At 47.9% G+C, this 19,524-nt stretch carries 19 protein-coding genes; 2 read left to right on the top strand and 17 right to left on the bottom strand.

Annotated features, from left to right (window positions below; genetic code table 11):
- Positions 1-25 precede the first annotated feature (25 nt).
- The 17 genes from MHI52_RS11360 to MHI52_RS11280 form a co-directional block, all read right to left on the bottom strand.
- Positions 26-256 carry a KH domain-containing protein gene (locus MHI52_RS11360; RefSeq protein ID WP_017689218.1) on the bottom strand — a complete coding sequence of 77 codons (231 nt, stop codon included), beginning with the start codon at positions 254-256 and terminating at the stop codon, positions 26-28.
- 23 nt (positions 257-279) lie between these two features.
- Positions 280-552: a 30S ribosomal protein S16 gene (rpsP, locus tag MHI52_RS11355; RefSeq protein ID WP_017689219.1), complete on the bottom strand. Its 273-nt coding sequence runs from the start codon at positions 550-552 to the stop codon at positions 280-282.
- Positions 553-605: 53 nt separating this feature from the next.
- The gene (ffh, locus tag MHI52_RS11350) at positions 606-1,985 is read right to left on the bottom strand and encodes a signal recognition particle protein (protein WP_017689220.1); all 1,380 of its coding nucleotides are present in this window, start codon (positions 1,983-1,985) and stop codon (positions 606-608) included.
- Positions 1,986-2,048: 63 nt separating this feature from the next.
- Positions 2,049-2,399: a YlxM family DNA-binding protein gene (gene ylxM / locus MHI52_RS11345; protein WP_017689221.1), complete on the bottom strand. Its 351-nt coding sequence runs from the start codon at positions 2,397-2,399 to the stop codon at positions 2,049-2,051.
- Positions 2,400-2,661: 262 nt separating this feature from the next.
- Complete coding sequence (locus tag MHI52_RS11340) at positions 2,662-3,309, bottom strand: hemolysin III family protein (RefSeq protein ID WP_017689222.1); 648 nt, start codon at positions 3,307-3,309, stop codon at positions 2,662-2,664.
- A 146-nt stretch (positions 3,310-3,455) separates the two neighbouring features.
- The gene (gene ftsY / locus MHI52_RS11335) at positions 3,456-4,469 is read right to left on the bottom strand and encodes a signal recognition particle-docking protein FtsY (protein ID WP_036609455.1); all 1,014 of its coding nucleotides are present in this window, start codon (positions 4,467-4,469) and stop codon (positions 3,456-3,458) included.
- Between the two features lie 108 nt (positions 4,470-4,577).
- The gene (gene smc / locus MHI52_RS11330) at positions 4,578-8,147 is read right to left on the bottom strand and encodes a chromosome segregation protein SMC (RefSeq protein WP_076318515.1); all 3,570 of its coding nucleotides are present in this window, start codon (positions 8,145-8,147) and stop codon (positions 4,578-4,580) included.
- Between the two features lie 218 nt (positions 8,148-8,365).
- The gene (rnc, locus tag MHI52_RS11325; protein WP_036670338.1) at positions 8,366-9,070 is read right to left on the bottom strand and encodes a ribonuclease III; all 705 of its coding nucleotides are present in this window, start codon (positions 9,068-9,070) and stop codon (positions 8,366-8,368) included.
- A gap of 13 nt (positions 9,071-9,083) precedes the next feature.
- Positions 9,084-10,322 (bottom strand): beta-ketoacyl-ACP synthase II, encoded by a 1,239-nt coding sequence (fabF, locus tag MHI52_RS11320; RefSeq protein WP_036609459.1) that lies wholly within the window; start codon positions 10,320-10,322, stop codon positions 9,084-9,086.
- A 177-nt stretch (positions 10,323-10,499) separates the two neighbouring features.
- Entirely contained in the window at positions 10,500-10,733 is a 234-nt protein-coding gene (gene acpP, locus MHI52_RS11315; protein WP_024630176.1) for an acyl carrier protein, read from the bottom strand.
- Between the two features lie 152 nt (positions 10,734-10,885).
- On the bottom strand, positions 10,886-11,635 hold the full coding sequence (gene fabG / locus MHI52_RS11310) for a 3-oxoacyl-[acyl-carrier-protein] reductase (RefSeq protein ID WP_017689228.1): 750 nt from the start codon (positions 11,633-11,635) through the stop codon (positions 10,886-10,888).
- 37 nt (positions 11,636-11,672) lie between these two features.
- Positions 11,673-12,605 (bottom strand): ACP S-malonyltransferase, encoded by a 933-nt coding sequence (gene fabD, locus MHI52_RS11305; protein ID WP_127543799.1) that lies wholly within the window; start codon positions 12,603-12,605, stop codon positions 11,673-11,675.
- A 25-nt stretch (positions 12,606-12,630) separates the two neighbouring features.
- On the bottom strand, positions 12,631-13,620 hold the full coding sequence (locus MHI52_RS11300; RefSeq protein ID WP_076249977.1) for a beta-ketoacyl-ACP synthase III: 990 nt from the start codon (positions 13,618-13,620) through the stop codon (positions 12,631-12,633).
- Positions 13,621-13,628: 8 nt separating this feature from the next.
- Entirely contained in the window at positions 13,629-14,624 is a 996-nt protein-coding gene (gene plsX / locus MHI52_RS11295) for a phosphate acyltransferase PlsX (protein ID WP_076249834.1), read from the bottom strand.
- Positions 14,621-15,169, bottom strand: a complete 549-nt coding sequence (gene fapR / locus MHI52_RS11290; protein WP_047842457.1) for a transcription factor FapR — start codon at positions 15,167-15,169, stop codon at positions 14,621-14,623. The genes plsX and fapR overlap by 4 nt, the downstream gene beginning before the upstream one ends.
- 372 nt (positions 15,170-15,541) lie before the next feature.
- A complete protein-coding gene (rpmF, locus tag MHI52_RS11285; protein WP_017689233.1) occupies positions 15,542-15,715 on the bottom strand; it encodes a 50S ribosomal protein L32 in 174 nt (57 codons plus the stop codon).
- A 67-nt stretch (positions 15,716-15,782) separates the two neighbouring features.
- Complete coding sequence (locus MHI52_RS11280) at positions 15,783-16,289, bottom strand: DUF177 domain-containing protein (RefSeq protein ID WP_036609465.1); 507 nt, start codon at positions 16,287-16,289, stop codon at positions 15,783-15,785.
- Positions 16,290-16,752: 463 nt separating this feature from the next.
- Between MHI52_RS11280 and hmpA the strand changes: the two genes are divergently transcribed.
- Positions 16,753-17,988 carry an NO-inducible flavohemoprotein gene (hmpA, locus tag MHI52_RS11275; protein ID WP_405159041.1) on the top strand — a complete coding sequence of 412 codons (1,236 nt, stop codon included), beginning with the start codon at positions 16,753-16,755 and terminating at the stop codon, positions 17,986-17,988.
- A gap of 290 nt (positions 17,989-18,278) precedes the next feature.
- Positions 18,279-19,511 carry a nucleotidyltransferase gene (locus tag MHI52_RS11270; RefSeq protein ID WP_405159040.1) on the top strand — a complete coding sequence of 411 codons (1,233 nt, stop codon included), beginning with the start codon at positions 18,279-18,281 and terminating at the stop codon, positions 19,509-19,511.
- Positions 19,512-19,524 lie beyond the last annotated feature (13 nt).

Below are 19,524 nucleotides of genomic sequence, written 5' to 3'. Positions count from 1 at the left end.
CATCCTAACCCCCTTTCGTATATCTTTAAGATATGATATCAACGGTAACCCGTTTATCCATCTTAACTGCTGCTGATGTGACGACCGTACGAAGTGATTTCGCGATTCGTCCTTGTTTACCAATTACCTTCCCGACATCGTCAGGATGAACGGTTAACTCATAAACGACAAGCCGGTCTTTCTCAACCGTCCGAACCGTCACATCTTCCGGATGATCGACTAAAGCCTTAGCAATTATGCTTACTAATTCTTCCATAGATGACCCTCCGAATCAGCACTTTATTTAGATAATTTAGACTCGTGGAACTTCTTCATCACGCCCGCTTTGCTAAGCAAGTTGCGGACAGTGTCAGATGCTTGTGCACCGTTTTGAAGCCATGCCAATGCTTTATCTTCATCGATCTTAACAACAGCCGGTTGTTCAACCGGGTTGTAGTAACCGATCTCCTCGATAAAACGACCGTCACGTGGGGAACGGGAATCCGATACCACTACGCGGTAGAAAGGAGCTTTGTGAGCACCCATACGTTTCAGACGAATACGAACTGCCATTTGAAAATTCACCTCCTTCAATGAAATCTGTATATGATCCAGCTTCGCTTAAATCAACGGAAAGGAAACTTCATTCCTTTACCCATACCTTTAAGCTGCTTCATCGCTTTATTTTTACCGCCGCCTTTAGGTCCCATCATATCCGAGAACTGTTTCATCATGCGGCGCATCTCATCAAATTGCTTGATCAGACGATTTACTTCAGCCAGAGATGTTCCGCTTCCGGTAGCAATACGCTTCCGGCGGCTATGGTTGATCATGTCCGGGTTACGTTTCTCTTCGGTCGTCATTGAGTAAACGATCGCTTCGATCCGGCCCATCTGTTTATCATCAACCTTCAGATCCTTGGCTTGTTTCATCTTGCCCATGCCGGGGATCATATCCATGATCTGATCGATTGGTCCCAGCTTTTTCACTTGATCCATCTGCTCCAGGAAATCTTCAAACGTGAATTCTGCATTACGCATCTTCCGTTCCATTTCCTTGGCTTTATCGGTATCAATGTTTAATTGTGCTTTCTCAATCAGAGATAACATATCACCCATACCGAGGATCCGTGAAGCCATACGTTCCGGGTGGAACGGCTCCAAAGCGTCAAGTTTCTCTCCAAGAGAAGCAAACTTGATTGGACAACCCGTAACTGCTTTGACGGAAAGCGCAGCACCACCACGAGTATCTCCATCCAGCTTTGTCAGGACAACCCCGGTCAGATTAAGCTGCTGGTTAAAGTGTTCTGCTACGTTAACCGCATCCTGACCTGTCATGCTGTCTACGACAAGCAGTACTTCATCCGGATTCACTACGCTGTGAATCTGGCGAAGTTCTTCCATCAGTTCTTCATCAACATGCAGACGTCCAGCTGTATCGATAATAACATAGTCATTACCGTTATCCTTCGCATGTTGAAGACCTTGACGTGCGATCTCAACAGGGCTTGTCTGATCTCCCAGTGTGAATACCGGCGCTTTGATCTGCTCGCCAAGTACTTGCAACTGTTTGATCGCTGCGGGACGATAAATATCTCCTGCAACAAGCAATGGTCTGCTGTTTTGCTTTTGCAGCATTTTAGCCAGTTTACCCGATGTGGTTGTTTTACCAGCACCCTGCAAACCAACCATCATCAGCACCGTAGGCGGTTTGTTCGCTTTAGCCAGTTTCGCTTGGCTTCCACCCATCAAATCCGTTAGTTCCTTGTTAACGATGTCGATGATGACCATTCCTGGCGTGAAGCTCTCCATCACTTCTTTGCCAACAGCCTTCTCTTTCACCTTGGCGATGAATTCCTTGACCACTTTGAAGTTTACATCCGCTTCGAGCAATGCCAGACGTACCTCGCGCATAGCCTCGGCTACATCTTCATCAGACACCTTGCCTTTGCCGCGCAGCTTGCTGAACACATTCTGTAATCGGGTCGTTAATCCTTCAAATGCCATGATCCCACCTCCTTAAGCTTTAATACTGTTTTCAAGACCGATCCGTTCCGCTCAGCCAATATTTCATTCACTAAGCTGAGCAACGATATCGTGTATTTGTTTGTTGTTATCAATGGAGACGCCTGCGCGTTCCAATGCATTTTGCAAATCTTCAAGATTGCGATTACGCCGTTCATGCTTTTCCAGCAAGCCCAGCTTGCTTTCGTAATTTTCCAGCACTTGTTCGGCACGCTTGATATGCTCGTATACCGCCTGGCGGCTGATCTCAAACTCGGCTGCAATTTCACCAAGTGAGAAATCGTCATGAAAGTAATACTTTAGAAAAGTCTGCTGTTTCTCGGTAAGTAACAATTCATAAAAAGCAAACAGCAAGTTAATCCGGTTTGTCTTCTCAAGCCGATTTTCTTGACTCACATCGGGGCACTCCCTTCGTCAAGGAAAAACACTTTACACTCTTGCAACGTTCCTAATAATACCTAAAACAAATCAGGTTGTCAAGCAAAAATACTTGTCACAATAAAAACAGCTCTGATGATACGTTATTTCGATGTTTAACGGGTGCTTTATCCCCTTCTTCACTACAAGCAAATTCTATCTGTGTCCCTGCGACCCACCTCTATGTAGAAGAAAAAACGAATGCGTCTCAGTCCGTGGAGATGCATCCGTCTATGGTGTTCTAACGAAGTGGTGTCAGGTACAGCAGTACCATAAAGAAATGAAGAATACTGCCTGCTAACACAAAGAGATGCCAAATCGCATGGTGGTACGGAAATCCACGCCATACATAAAAGAGCGTACCAAGTGTATACATCAGGCCTCCAGCAACCAGCAACACAATGCCGCCTGTAGGAATGGCCGCCATAAGAGGTTGCCAGGCAATAACGATCAGCCAGCCCATCGCAATATAGAAAATCGTGGACATGAATAGAAACTTTTTCGTAAAAAATGCCTTAAAGATCACACCGAATAATGCGATACCCCAGATTATACCAAACAGGGTCCATCCAAGTGTACCGCGAACAGCAATAAACAAAAGCGGAGTGTACGATCCCGCAATAAATAAATAAATGGAAGAATGGTCGAAAATCTCAAATAAATCTTTCACTTTTCCATCTTTCCATGCATGCACGAGTGTAGAACTTGTATAGAGCAACAGCATGGTGATTCCGTAGATCGTGAAACTGACCACATGCCAAGCCGTGCCTTTCATACTTGAAAATACAATCAATATCACCAGTGCAGCTACACTGAGTGCAGCGCCGATTCCATGTGTCACCGCATTGGCGACTTCTTCACGGCGAGAATAGGTATACGTATTGGCCATTTTCAACCGTCCTTTCTAACCCTTTGACATTACCTGCTTTATTCCTCCATTATACACGTATTGCCAGTGACATTACACGTGACACTTATCACGTATATCACTGGCAATACGGTTAACATTATTAATTCATCCTATTATTAATGATTCTAGGAATTAGCTTCCTCTTCTTCAGCACTTTCCGCTGGCTGTTCCTGGATCAATCCGGCGAACAAAGCATGCACAAATTGCTCCGAATCAAACGGCTGCAGATCATCAATTTTTTCACCAAGTCCTACGAGCTTCACAGGCAAGTCCAGCTCCTGACGGATCGCAACAACGATCCCCCCTTTGGCTGTTCCATCCAGTTTCGTCAGTACGAGGCCTGTTACACCGCTTTTCTCACCGAAAAGTTTAGCCTGGTTTAAAGCATTTTGACCTGTTGTTGCATCCAGTACCATCAGTACTTCATGCGGAGCATCCGGAATTTCACGTTGAATGACACGATAGATCTTGTTAAGCTCGTCCATCAGGTTAGATTTGTTTTGCAGACGACCTGCTGTATCACAGAGCAGAACATCCGCACCCCGTTGTTTCGCTGCCTGTACCGCATCATACATAACCGCTGCTGGATCAGAACCAGATTGCTGTTTGATCACATCGACACCGGCACGTTGCCCCCATACTTCCAGCTGTTCAATGGCTCCGGCACGGAACGTATCTCCAGCTGCCATGATGACTTTTTTACCTTGTTGTTTAAATCGATGTGCCAGCTTGCCAATCGTTGTTGTTTTACCAACACCGTTAACACCAACGAACAAAATGACGGTAATGCCATCCGGGTTCATTTTCAATTCGTTATTCTGTTCACCGCGAAGAAGACCCGTCAGTTTCTCGGACAATACAGGCTGTAGCTCAGCCGCATCCTCAATTTTGCGTTTTTTCACCTCAACGCGCAGGTCTTCGATCAGATTCATGACTGTATTCACACCAACGTCTGCTCCGATCAAAATCTCTTCCAGTTCTTCATAGAACTCTTCATCGATTTTTTTGCGGCGGATTACGAGATCCGATACTTTTTCCACTAACCCTTTACGTGTCTTTTCCAATCCATCCTTAAACTGTTTGGTGACCGACTCCGTTTTGCTTGCAATGCTGTCTCTAAGCTTTTTAAAAAAACTCATAAAGCCCCTCCATCGTGTACATAATCTAAGCGGTTTTGCAAAAATGCTCAATCTGAATGATTTTCAATGATTACAATGAGTTCGTTTGTCTCTCAGGTTTGGATCAGATCAGGCAATTACTGCTTCCTCATCTTCCAGTTTAACCGAAACAAGCTTGGATACTCCGCCCTCTTCCATTGTAACACCGTACAGCACATCTGCCTCTTCCATCGTACCTTTACGATGGGTAACAACGATAAACTGTGTCTGTTCGGAGAATTCACGCAAGTACTGGGCAAAACGTACCACGTTAGCTTCGTCCAGTGCTGCCTCTACTTCATCCAACACGCAGAATGGTACCGGTTTGACATGCAGAATAGCAAATAATAAAGCCATCGCCGTCAAAGCCCGCTCCCCACCGGATAACAGTTGCAGGTTTTGCAGTTTCTTGCCTGGTGGCTGAGCCACGATATCTATTCCCGTTTCAAGCAAGCGCTCCGGGTCCATCAGAACAAGGTCAGCACGTCCCCCGCCAAACAGCTTGCTAAACACGGTACCGAACTCACGGCGGATGGCATCAAACGTGATCTTGAATCGCTTCGCCATCTCGTCTTCCATTTCCCGAATAACCTGATACAACGTTGTTTTAGCTTCAACCAGGTCATTCTTCTGTTCACTCAGGAACTCGTATCGCTCATTGACTCGCTGGAACTCCTCAATCGCTCCCAGGTTCACATCACCCAGGGCGGATATACTGCGCTTCAGCTTCTGTACCTCTGCCTGTGTATGCTCCACGTCTTCCGGCACAGGATAACGCTCTTTGGCCAGTTCATAGCCCAGTTCGTATTCATCCGTCAGTTTTCGCAGTATATTTTCCAGCTCAACATCCAGCCGGTTCACGGAAATTTCCGTCTGTCGCATCTGCTCTTCCACAGCTTTTAACTGCGTGCGCTGTTCCTTCGTTTCGCTCTCGGCAAGCTCAAGCTTTTTCGACAACTCACTTCGGGCAGCACGTTTGAAGTCCAGCTCCTGGGAAGCTTCCGCTTTTTTCAGCTTATACTGGTTCAGATCTTCAATCTGTTTAACACTCTCGGTCTGTGTTTTCTTGAGATCTGCTTCCATCGAAGCCAGCAACGTGCGATTCTGACGAAGATCTTTCACCAGAGACTCTACTTCCCGTTCCAGACGTCGCAATTGTTCTCCATTGGAGAATCGCTCCTGATCAAGCTTGCCTTCGCGCACTTTCAATTCGGTGAGTTGGCTCTGCAATTCTTCCTTCGCGGATTCATTGGCTTTCCGAGCAAACTCGGCTGCATGAATGGCACGATGAGTCGCTTTTTCTTCCTCTTCAAGCTGCTCCAGCTTCTTCACAGCGACGATCCGAGCCGTATCCAGCTCTTTGATCTCTTCGGTAAAGCCACTCTTCTCCTGCCCGGCAACGGCAACCTGTTCAAGCACATGGCGAAGCTCATGCTCTACCTGTTTCATTTCCATCGAAGCCTGCTGTTCTGCATTTCGGGTATCATCACCGGACTGACGAAGTTCATCCAGTTTGTCCTGACACTGTTCCAGTTGGACTTTTACATCATCCACACTGCGATGCAGTTTCACGATTTGATTTTCCGTATCCAAAATATCCTGGTCGAGCTGGTCCAGCTGCCGTTTCCGGCTGAGCAGACTCACATTTTTCTTGTGCTGGCTACCACCTGTCATGGAACCACCCGCATTGACCACGTCACCTTCAAGCGTCACAACCCGGAAACGATACTGACAGCGAGCCGCAATTTTATTGGCGACCTCCAACGTTTCGGCAATAATAACATTACCGAGCAAGCTGCCAATGATTGAAGCATATTTGGATTCGAATTGTACAAGATCAGCACCGATCCCCACAAAACCCTCCATACCTTCAATCATAGAACGTTCAGCCGCTCCAATGGCACGAGGACGAATGACATCCAGAGGCAGGAACGTTGCACGCCCCAACTGGCGTTGCTTCAGAAAAGCAATTGCCTGTCTGGAAACTGATTCATTTTCCATGACCACATGCTGCAAGGATGCTCCCATTGCTGTTTCTACCGCAAGTTCGATCTTCTCGGGAACTTTTACGAGTTCAGCCACAGCTCCATGAACACCGCTCAGCGTACCTTTACGTGAAGCCTTGAGAACCTCCTTGACACCCAGCATGAATCCGTCAAAATCATCCTGCATCTCTTTCATCGTATCGCGGCGGGAAACTTGAGCTTCACGCTTCTGTTCCCATTTACGGACCGTACCCCGACTTTCTTCAAGCAGCTTCTGCAGCGACTGGAGTCGTTCACTTTCCGTAATGTATCCACCACGTAGATCGCTGATTTCTTTGCCCAAACGAACAACTTTTTTCTCAATGTCCGTTTTGCGACTCTCCAGTGTCTCTTTCTGCTCTTCCCATTTGCCTGATTCTTCAGCCGCGCGATTCATTCTGCGCTCCAGCGTTTCTTTCTGCTGATCCACATAACGAATTTCATTGCGTGTCTGAGCCATCTGATTCATCAGTTCCAGCAAATTGCCTTTGAGGCTTTCCTCTTGCTGCTGACTAATGCCACCTGTGACACCGATGAGTTTGGCTTCTTCTTGAGACAACTGATTTCTCACATCATTCAGTTCATGCTCAAGCTTGCCAAACTTCTCACGCAGTGCAAGCAGCTCGGTTTCCCGTTCGCGATGTCTCTCTTCACTGGCGGCAAGCGTTACTTTGAGCTGCTCCTGATTTGTTTGCAGATGGTGCGAGCGCTCCTTGAGCAATTCTCCAAGCCCTTCACTTTTCTCTGTCGCTTCACTGAATTGCAATAAAGCGGCTTGCAGTTGCTCTGTCTCTGTTTCCAGGATACGCAGCGCATTCCGATCATTTTCCAGCTTGGCATCATGCGTAGAGACAATCGCCGCCAGTCCAACCTCTTCCTGTTTTAGCGATTGCAGGCGCTCATTTGCCTTACTCCAGGAAGCATGAATCTGTTCGATCTGGTACACATACATGGAAATTTCCTGCGATTTGAGCTGAGAACGAAGTTCCTTATAGTGGATCGCTTTCTCCGATTGTTCCTTTAGCGGGCCAATCTGATCTTCCAGTTCAGTCACCAGATCATGAATACGCAGCAAATTTTGCTCTGTCTCATCCAGTTTGCGCGTCGCATCCCGCTTGCGGGATTTATATTTAACGATACCTGAAGCTTCTTCAAAGATACCTCTGCGATCCTCTGAACGGGTACTCAGAATCTCTTCGATTCGCCCCTGTCCAATAATCGAGTAGGCCTCCTTACCGATGCCGGTATCCATAAACAACTCCGTGATATCCTTCAAACGACAAGATTGTTTGTTAATAAAATATTCACTATCTCCGCTGCGATGTACACGACGAGTCACCGTCACCTCACCAAAATCCAATGCAAGTGCGTGATCCTCGTTATCAAGTGTAAGCGACACCTCACCGAAATTAACGGCTTTCCGTGCGTCACTACCTGCAAAGATGATATCTTCCATTTTGCCACCACGCAGCGACTTAGCACTTTGTTCCCCCAGAACCCAGCGAATTCCGTCCGATATATTACTCTTTCCACTTCCGTTCGGACCTACAACAGCCGTAATGCCACGAACGAACTCCATCTCCGTTTTGTCGGCGAATGACTTGAATCCACCCAATTCAATCCGTTTTAAAAACATAGGGTTTCTCGTCACCTCCTCTTGCAAATTTCAAGTATTGCATTCCAGCGCCTAAATAAATTGAACCAAAATAAAGTTCACTTATTTAGTTAACGATCAGGCTAACTCCCCCTGAACCTCTTTACAAAAAAAAGAGCAAAAAGCAGTCCGGCCGATTACTTCCGCCGGGGCGGACCCGCGGGCTGCTCTTTGCTCTTCGTTTGTCTATGCGCTATCGGTTAAGCTCCGGCTTCCGGAAGCTTCAGTCGATCAAGTGCTGCAGATGCAGCCTGTTGTTCCGCTTCCTTTTTGGAACGTCCTGTACCTCTGCCAAGCCTTTCTTGACCCATATGGACCTCCGAGACAAACTCACGTTCATGGGCAGGTCCCCGTTCCTCAACGATACGGTATTCCAAAGCTCCCATATTGTGATGCTGAGTAAGTTCCTGCAGTTCCGTTTTGTAATCACTCATTTGCAGCTTGCTGCCCAATACGATTAATGGGAAGACATGCTGATCAAGAAATGTCCGAACAGGCGCAAGCCCCTGATCCAGATACAATGCACCAATGAAAGATTCAAACACATCTGCCAGCAGAGCCGGCCGTGTCCGTCCTCCAGTTAGTTCCTCACCTTTACCAAGAAGTACATACTGCCCAAAACCCAACGCTTCAGCAAATTTGACGAGGGAAGGCTCACAGACAATGGATGCCCGCAGCTTAGTTAATTCACCTTCCGGACGGTTAGGATACAAATGATACAAGTACTCCGATACAGTCAGTTCCAGCACGGCATCGCCCAGAAACTCCAGACGCTCGTTGTCCTGATGCTGACTGAACCGGTGTTCGTTTACATAAGAAGCATGGGTAAACGCTTGTTTTAAAAGCTGCCTGTTGTCAAATTTGATTTGAAGTTTATGTTGTAACTGCTTCAGATCTTCACTCAAACGAACTAGCCCCTTATGCTTCAAATTTTTTGAGAATAATGGTGGCATTGTGACCGCCGAATCCAAATGAATTGGACATGGCAATATTAACTTTGGTTTGACGTGGAACATTTGGTACATAATCCAGATCACATTCCGGGTCCTGATTTTCCAGGTTAATCGTTGGAGCCAGTGTCTGATGTGTCAGTGACAATCCGCAGATAACCGCTTCTACACCACCAGCAGCGCCAAGCATGTGGCCCGTCATGGATTTAGTGGAACTCACAGCGAGCTTGTACGCATGATCACCAAACGCCTTTTTGATCGCAAGCGTTTCGGATCTGTCGCCTACAGGCGTCGAAGTTCCGTGTGCATTAATGTAGTCCACTTCTTCAGGCTCAATGCCCGCATTACGAAGTGCCATCTTCATGCAACGTGCTGCTCCGTCCGGATCTGGTTCTGTCATGTGATGTGCATCGCCTGTCAGACCGTAACCGATCACTTCACCATAAATGCGTGCACCACGTTTTTGAGCATGTTCCAGGGATTCCAGAATCATAACACCAGCGCCTTCGCCCATAACAAAACCATCACGTTCTGTATCAAAAGGACGGCTTGACTTCGCAGGATCATCATTACGTGTAGACATTGCGCGCATCGCACAGAACCCTGCAAGACCCGTTGGTCTGATTGTTGCTTCCGCACCACCACAGATCATGGCATCTGCATCACCATTGGCAATCAGCTTGAAAGAATCTCCGATGGAGTGTGTACCTGTTGCACAAGCGGTAACAACGTTAATGTTAGGACCTTTGGCACCAAGAGAAATGGACATTTGGCCTGAAGCCATGTTGGAGATCATCATGGGAATAAAGAATGGGCTTACCCGTTTTGGACCTTTTTGCAACAATGCATTATGTTGGTCCTCCCACGTACCCAATCCACCAATACCTGATCCGATGGATACACCGAAACGCTCTGCATCAATATTCTCGTTAATTTTCAGACCACTGTCTTCAACGGCTTTGAAGCCGGCTGCCACAGCGAACTGTACAAAACGATCCATTTTGCGAGCATCCTTGCGATCCATATATTCTTCCGGGTTGAAATCCTTGATCTCGGCTGCAATCTGTGTCGTGTATTCACTAACATCAAACGCCTCAATCTGAGAAATTCCGGACTTTCCTGCCATTAAACTGCCCCAGAACGTTTCCAAATCTTTTCCGAGCGATGTCATTACGCCCATTCCGGTAATTACTACTCTTTGTTTCAAACCGAGTCACCTCTATATCGACTGCATTACGCAAGTATTTTGTGGGAATATCCGCAAACAGACATCTACTCAACCAAGATAGGCTTGCTTGAGTAGAGCTGCTTGCGGAATGAGAAAAACCAATGAATGATGAGAAGTCCCGCCTGTTCGAAAACATGTGCGGGACTAAAAATGACTTTAGGTATGAGATTGTATGTAGTTTACAACTTCACCTACGGTCGTGATTTTTTCTGCATCTTCATCAGAGATTTCCAAATCAAATTCATCTTCCAATTCCATGACCAATTCCACTACATCCAAAGAATCAGCACCCAAATCTTCTTTGAAAGATGCTTCAAGTGTAACTTCAGCTTCGTCTGCTCCCAAGCGGTCGACGACGATGCGTTTTACACGCTCCAATACATCGGACATCCGGTTCACCTCCTTCTTTGGTATTATACGAGAATCGCAGGCAAAATGCCATAGAAGACATATGCGGCTCCCGGCCGGGGAACCCGGCCTTTTTCCGGCATTTCGGATCGTCCAGCGCCTGTTCCCCGACTATTGTTCAAGTCCGGGAAGAATTACATGTACATGCCACCATCCACATGCAGCGTCTGCCCTGTCATATAAGATGAAGCCTGTGAAGCCAGGAACGTGACTACACCGGCGATTTCATCCGGCTGACCCAAACGGGACAACGGAATACCACTTAGCATACCGTCCACCAGCTCCTGGGACAACTCTTTTGTCATATCTGTCTCAATGAAACCTGGTGCAACACAGTTAACTGTGATTCCACGAGAAGCCAGTTCACGAGCAGATGCCTTTGTCAGGCCAATGACTCCTGCCTTGGCAGCAACATAGTTCGCTTGTCCAGCATTACCGAGCACACCTACAACCGAGGAGATATTGATAATTCTTCCCGACCGTTGTTTCATCATTGGACGTGTAACCGCCTTAAGGCAGTTAAACACACCTTTGAGATTGGTTTCAATAACCTGATCGAATTCTTCCTCTTTCATACGCATGATCAGATTATCACGGGTAATTCCGGCATTGTTCACCAGAATATCAACGTTGCCCCATGCTTCGAGTGTGGCTTTGACCATTTGTTCAGCTTCATCCATCAGGCCAACATTGGCTTGGAGTGTAATTGCCTTGACTCCTTTGGCACGAATCGCTTCCGCCACTTCCTCAGCTGCCGCTTGGCTACCCGCATAATTCACGGCTACGTTCGCTCCAGCTTCTGCAAGTGCCAGTGCAATACTGCGCCCAATGCCCCGGGATGCCCCGGTAACGAGTGCATTTTTACCTTCTAATGGTTTAGACATAATCATTCCTCCTTTCCCCAAATCTAATCCCTGCTAATCACTTCAACGCAATTGCCGTTGCTTCGAGCGTTTCAAGACTGTTCACATTGTACAGTTTTACGGTTTTATCTGTTTTTTTAATCAAACCGGTCAATACACTGCCAGATCCAATCTCGATGAACGTATCCACGCCTTGCTCAATAAGCCATGTCACACTGTCTTCCCATAATACAGGAGAATAGACCTGAGCTGTCAACAAATCCTGAACCTGTCCATCCTCTGCAGGTCTTGCAGTCACATTAGCGACTACAGGGATCGCTGCCGGTGAGAACGTAACGGTTTTCAGTTTCTCTGCCAGCTTCTCAGCTGCACCCTTCATCAATGAAGAGTGGAACGGACCGCTTACTTCCAATGCAATGGCGCGTTTACCTCCTGCTTCTTTCACTCGTTCCGCAACAGCAGCTACGCCTTCCTTCACACCAGAAATGACGATTTGTCCCGGACAATTAATGTTGGCAAGTTCAACCGCATGACCACTTTCAGATACGTCACGGCAAAGCACCCCCAGCGCTTCCCGATCCGCACCCAACACAGCAGCCATCGCTCCTTGTCCACCCGGTACTGCCTGTTCCATATACTGACCACGTGCCCGCACAGTGCTCACTGCGTCAGCAAACGAAAGAACGCCCGCTGCCACCAGTGCACTGTATTCTCCCAGACTGTGTCCAGCCGTATAGTCAGGCTGAATTCCTTTTTCTTTGAAAGCTTCCAGCAAGGCAATACTTGCTGTCAACAGAGCCGGTTGTGTATTTGATGTCTGTTTCAACTCGGTCTCCGGTCCTTCAAATACAAGGTTGCTCAGAGAGAAACCCAATGTTTCATCTGCTGTGCGAAAAATTTCGGTTGCCGCAGGCACGGACTCATACGCGTCCTTGGCCATGCCTACAGCCTGTGATCCCTGTCCGGGAAATACAAATGCTATTTTACCCATCTCATTCATCTCCCAGATGTCTATTTTACCAAATGAGTACCGATGCACCCCATGTCAAACCGCCACCGAATCCAACCATCAGAACGGTATCTCCGGCTTTCATGCGACCTTCCTCTGCTGCTTCTACCAGAGCCAGCGGGATGGAAGCAGCAGATGTGTTTGCATACTTATCCACGTTGACTACAACCTTTTCTTCAGGAAGTTCAAGGCGTTGCATCGCAGATTGGATAATCCGAATATTCGCTTGGTGAGGAACAAACAGATCCACATCCGTACGCTCCATACCAGCTTTGCGTAATACCTCAATGGTAGCCGTCCCCATGACACGTACCGCAAACTTAAACACTTCACGACCGTTCATGTTGATGTAATGTTTTTTATTTTCAACGGTCTCTGCAGTAGCAGGCAGACGGGAACCGCCGCCTTCCATCTGAAGAAGACTACCGCCAGCACCTTCGGCACCGAGATCGAACGCTTTGAATCCGCGACCTTCCGGAACTTCACCAACGACTACCGCCCCTGCTCCATCACCAAAGAGGACACAAGTGTTACGGTCTGTATAATCCGTAATACGAGACAAGCAGTCCGCACCAATGACAAGTGCATTGTTGTACATACCGCTTTGGATGAAGCTCGTAGCACTAGCCAAACCGTATACAAATCCGGAACAAGCAGCCGACAGATCAAATGCCGCGGCACCTTTTGCACCCAATTTGTCCTGCAAGATGCAGGCTGTCGATGGGAACGAAGAATCCGGTGTAATGGTTGCAACAATGATCAGATCAAGATCACTGCCTGTCATCCCTGCAGATTCAAGGGCTTTAATCGCCGCTTCGTATGCCAGATCAGAAGTTGCCTGATCGGGTGCAGCGATGTGACGCTCTTTGATTCCTGTACGACTGACGATCCACTCGTCATTGGTATCGACCATTTTCTCCAGATCGCTATTTGTCAAAATTTTCTCAGGCACATATTTCCCTGTACCAATAATCCCTACTGGGCGCAAATTATTCATATCGTCACTCACTTCCCGCTAATTTCCTTAGATATGCTCTCTACCAGGTGATTCTGCACTGCAATCCGAGCTTGGCGCACAGCATTTTTGATGGCATTGCCATCAGCAGATCCATGACTTTTCACAACTAGTCTGCTCAAACCGAGGAGTGGCGCTCCGCCATGCTCCGTATAATCCAGCTTTCGTTTCAACCCACGCAGCTCAGGCATTAGTACAGCTGCAGCCAGTTTACTTTTGAGAGAAGATGAAAATTGTTCCTTAAGCAAGGCGAAAATGGCACCTGCTGTGCCTTCCAGCGACTTCAGCAGGATATTCCCTGCAAAACCGTCACATACAAGCACATCACAAGCACCAGTCAGTACATCACGTGCCTCAACATTACCGACAAAACGAATTGGGAGTTGTTCCAGTAAAGGGTATGCATGTTTGGTCAACTCATTTCCTTTGCCTGGCTCTGTTCCTACATTGAGCAAGCCCACTCGTGGGGACTCAATGCCCTGTACTTTTTGCCGATACAAACTGCCCATCAAGCCATATTGTGCAAGGTGCTCCGGTTTGGCATCCATATTCGCTCCTAGATCCAGCGCAAGCACACCTACATCATCAATCGTTGGAATCATAGGCGCAAGCGCCGGACGTTCAATGCCTTCCATGCGACCTACAACAAGCAAACCCGCTGTCATGAGCGCTCCAGTATTGCCCGCCGAGATCATCGCGTCCGCTTCGCCCTCTTTCAGCATGCGGCCTGCGACCACCATGGAGGCATCCTTCTTGCGACGCACTGCTTTGACGGGTTCATCATCCGAACCAATAACTTCGGAAGCATGCCGGACCGTAAGATTGGCAGGTCTCACACCTGACTGACTCAAAAGAGGTTCCAGCTTGGCTTCATCGCCGATCAGGACGATCTGTGTATCCGCCCATTCCGTGGCTGCGGCAATCGCACCTTGTACCGTTGATGCAGGTGCATTGTCGCCTCCCATGGCATCAATGACGATTTTCATTCCAAATGACCTCCTTCTCCGCTGTCTTCTCCACCTGAATGGTAGATTACAAAGTTGCCTTGAAACACCATTTCTTCACCTACATAAGTGAATACTTCCACTTTGGCTTTGCCCTTTTGACCCGGGATCGATCTCACATAAGCCTTTGCAATACATTTCTCTCCCAAATGAACCGAACGGACAAAGCGAATGTCTGCTGATGCAGTCAACGCGATCTCGTCATTAATAATCGCTACAGCCAAGGAGTTGGCCTGTGCAAAGACATAGTGTCCGCGTGCAATCCCTGTTCTGGAAAACACGTGTTCTTCCTTAATCTCAAACAGGGAAATCCCGCTCTTATCCAGTTGCAGATCCACAATATCACCGATAATCTCATGCAAGGGCAACGAGCGTACCTGATCATACGAGAGCTCTGCCATCAGTTTCATCCGCTCCCGAAGTTCGGGTATTCCAAGTTCCAGCCTGTCAAGACGAATCGTCTGAATACTCACCTTCAATTGGCGTGTAAGTTCCTGATCCGTCACAAACGGGTTCTCTTCTATCATTCTGGTTAACTGCTGTTGCCTCTGTCTCTTCGGTACACGTTCGATGCCTGACACCCCCCGCTGTATCGTTTACGGAACCGTCCCGTCCGGCCAGTTCAACCATTCTTTCGTGTTGCTTCTATAGTTGCATCCCTGGTCACCAGGGTCGTTCTCAAACGGATTATGGTTCATCTATATGTAACGTCAAATCTTAGAACCTGGTACTAAACTATAGTATATCTCATCCCGTGTCAAAAAGAAAGACTGGCCTAACAAAAACAATTCACCCTTCTGGTGCAAGGATTTCATGCTTGTTAGCTCACTCTACCTACACTCTCTAATCCAAAAAAAGTAGCACCTCATCGAAATGAAGTGCTACTTAATGTCCAACTATTATTGAGAGATGATCTCTCTTGCTTTGTACGTTCCGCACACTTTGCACACGTGGTGACTAAGTTTAAGTTCGCCACATTGTTCACATTTCACCATGCCCGGTACAGCCAATTTAAAGTGAGTGCGACGTTTGTCGCGACGCGTCTTGGACGTTCTCCGTTGAGGTACTGCCATTATTCCCACCTCCTTATCAAAATCAACCTTTGCAGGTAGTCTTAAAATGTTCGATTTTCAATCATGCTCATTTAAAAAAATCCTTGAGCCCTGCAAGCCGCGGATCAATAACCTCGTTATCACAACCGCAGTCACCTTCGTTCAGCTCATGGCCACACTTGGGGCATAACCCTTTGCATGTATCGCTACATAGCGGTATAAACGGAAGATCCAGCAGAAAAGCTTCCTCGGCATAACCCTTCAGATCAACGCTATCTCCATCCACATAGAGCGTATCATCGTCTTCGTGTAATCCCTCTGGCTGTTTTCCCTGCTTGAATTGCTCATGAAAATCAATATGAAAATGTTCATTGATTGGCTTAAGACAACGGGAGCACAACATGTCCACTCCTACAGTCAGCTTGCCATGAACATCCACAACGTCACCTTCTCTGAATTCTGCAGATAAGTCCGCAGTCAGCGGGGTAACGGCTGTGATATCTTGTCGGTTAGAAACCAGTTCCTTGATCTCCCACTGTTCGTTAAACTTCAGGGGACCATCACTGGTAGCCACTTTGCGAAATGGCATTAACATTTCCATCACTCCAAACGAAACCAATTTCATAATTCGTATCAAACGTATCACGACAGTTATACAGGTCAAGCCTGCTTTTGTAAAGCAATAAATCCTGACTGTATGTATTCTGACGAATCTTCGTTAAAAGTATTATGAAATTGACTTAACAAACAAAAATCATTATACCGATTTTTCAAGACGTTTGTCAACACTTTTAACTTTACACCCTATTTTAAAACCAATGGCCCAGAACCGTTTACTCCATCTGGTCTATTATAGACTCACTTTAAGATAAACTACAAGTCGTCATTTTAATTGTAGTTCCTTGCAAATAGCGGTCACATTTCGTTAACGTTTAGTGTGATCTATGTCACACAGACCCGCTTGCTCCCTATCTATACTTGCTATAAACCGAAGCATGATCAGCTCCATGACCGATTTATTATCCAACTATTTCATATTATATCGGGAGGGAAAATGTATGTTAAGCGAGCACACCATTAGAGTCATTAAATCTACAGTACCTGTACTTGAAGTCCACGGCGAAGCGATCACACGCCATTTCTATGAAACGATGTTCACAGCTCATCCGGAACTACTGAATATTTTCAATCACGCAAATCAGAAACAGGGACGACAGCAAGCCGCCCTCGCCAATATGGTATACACCGCTGCCCTGCATATCGATAATCTGTCCTCCATCCTGCCTGCCGTCCGGCAAGTTGCACATAAACATCGCAGCCTGGGTATCGTTCCCGAGCAATATGTGATTGTTGGCACCTATCTGCTTCAAGCCATCAAAGATGTACTTGGAGACGCGGCAACGGATGAAATTATCACGGCGTGGGGCGAAGCCTATAATGTCATTGCAGACGCCTTTATCGGGATTGAACAGGATATGTATACGGAAGCGGAAAACCAAACGGGTGGCTGGGAAGGGTTCCGTACCTTCAAGGTTGCCAAGAAAGTGCAGGAAAGTGAAATCATCACGTCCTTTTACCTCGTTCCAGACGATGGCCAGCCCATTGCTAGTTATGAACCGGGACAATACATCAGTATCAAAATCAAACCAGAGGCACAGTCATTTACCCAGATTCGTCAGTATAGCCTTTCAGATACCCCGGGTAAACCCCACTATCGCATTTCCGTTAAGCGTGAGCGAGGTGTATTAGAGCGTCCTGACGGAGTTATCTCAACGTATCTCCACGATCACATTGAAGAAGGTAGTCTGGTGGAGCTATCCGCTCCTGCTGGGGACTTCACGCTGATTGCAGACGATAAGCGGCCTGTTGTTCTCCTGAGTGGTGGTGTTGGCTTAACGCCCATGATCAGTATGTTAAATACGCTGGTTAACTTGAATGAAAATCGCAACATTACATTTTTGCACGCAAGTCCCAATGGTCAATCGCACGCGTTCCGTGATTATGTGGACAGTCTGGCAAAACGTAATCAGGGCGTTAAAGCTTATTATTGTTATACTCAACCTGAGGATGCTGATCGTGAAAATGAGTATTTTCATAAGGAAGGTTATATAGATGCGATCTGGCTTCGTCAAGTGATCGATGAACTGGATTCCACGTATTATCTGTGTGGACCGGTTTCGTTCATGCGGGCAGTGTATACGGAACTTCAGGCGCTTGGTGTTGCCGCGGACAACATTCATTATGAATTTTTTGGGCCGAAAGCAAGTTTATCTCCCGCGTCGGAAAGTGTCTAAGCGTGCTGAGATTGTGAGATGTGATTAGCCTAACTTCTTCCTACATGTATAAGTGTATAGGTAAGTGTACTACTACGATGATTTATTAAGATGAAGAAGCCGTTCTCCGATTATCGAAAATCTGTAATATACAATAGATTTGCAGGCACAGTCTGACATCTGCTGATGTTGGATTTGTGCCTTTTTCTTGTCTGAATTGGTGCATGATTTGATCTAATACATGACATCCCCTATGATGGAATGGATGTTATACATACTCGGTTATCCAATCGAAAGGAGTACGTCTAATCATGAAAGCCGTAGGCGTTATTGTTGAATATAACCCCTTGCACAATGGGCATGTCTATCATTTGCAGGAAGCTCGGCGGCTAAGCGGCGCAGACGCCGTTGTTGCGGTCATGAGCGGCCCTTTTCTCCAGCGTGGCGAACCCGCCATCGTGGGTAAAAGGGCACGCACCGAGATGGCGCTACACGCAGGCGCGGATCTCGTGCTTGAACTGCCGGTTGCGTACGCGGTCCAACCGGCAGAGTGGTTTGCCTTCGGTGCGGTCTCGCTGCTGCACCGCACCGGCGTTGTGGACTCGCTCTGCTTTGGCAGCGAGTCCGGCGACCTGGACAGCCTGCAGCGCATTGCGCGCGTGCTGGCTGTGGAGCCCGCAGGGATGCGCGAGGACATCGCGCGCCGCCTGCGGGAAGGCGCCAGCTACCCCGCCGCGTACGCAGGCGCGGCGGCAGCGCTGGCGCCTGGCGGCGTCGATGCTCACGACGCCGCTGCACTGCTGGAGCAGCCCAACAATTCGCTTGGGCTGCACTACCTGATCGCGCTGCAACGACTTGGCAGCGCGATCCAGCCCTATACGGCGGCGCGTACCGGTGCCGCGTATCATGAGGCGACGCCCGGGCCGGGGGCGATCGCCAGTGCAACAGCCGTCCGCCGCCTTCTGATGGCGGACGGCCCCAACGCCGCCGCGCCATACGTGCCGGCGGCAACCCTTGCCATTCTGCATCGCGAATGGCAGGAAGGGCGCGCTCCCATACACTGGGAGCGCTTTGCACAGCCGCTGTTGCACCTCGCGGCCACCCGCCGTGCCTCCGAGCTGGAACGCATCGCCGAAGTCACGGAAGGCCTGGAACACCGGCTGAGCCGTACACTCACTCAGCTCCCGGAGCCTTCAGTCGAAACACTCCTGAATGCAATGAAGACCAAACGATACACACGCACCAAGCTCCAGCGTATGCTCGCCCACTTGCTCCTGAATCACACCAAAGCCGAGTGTTCACCAGAGCAATTGGCTGCCGGACCCGGATATCTCCGAGTCCTCGGATTTAAGGCTCAAGGGCAGAGCCTGCTTAAACAAATGAAGAAAACCGCGTCACTGCCTGTTGTGCTGAAACCATCGACGTTCACACACAATCAGCTGGAACTGGATATACAAGCTCAGGTTGCGTATGGGCTCGCTTGCGAGCACAGGGACACACGTAGGATGTTCAGTGACTACTATGAGTCGCCTGTGAGACTGTAATCCGCTTTTGACC

It is taken from the genome of Paenibacillus sp. FSL H8-0283, from assembly GCF_045040675.1.
GTDB lineage: Bacteria > Bacillota > Bacilli > Paenibacillales > Paenibacillaceae > Paenibacillus > Paenibacillus amylolyticus.
The sequence above is the reverse complement of the archived record's forward strand: the minus strand, read 5'-3'. Positions and strand labels throughout refer to the sequence as shown.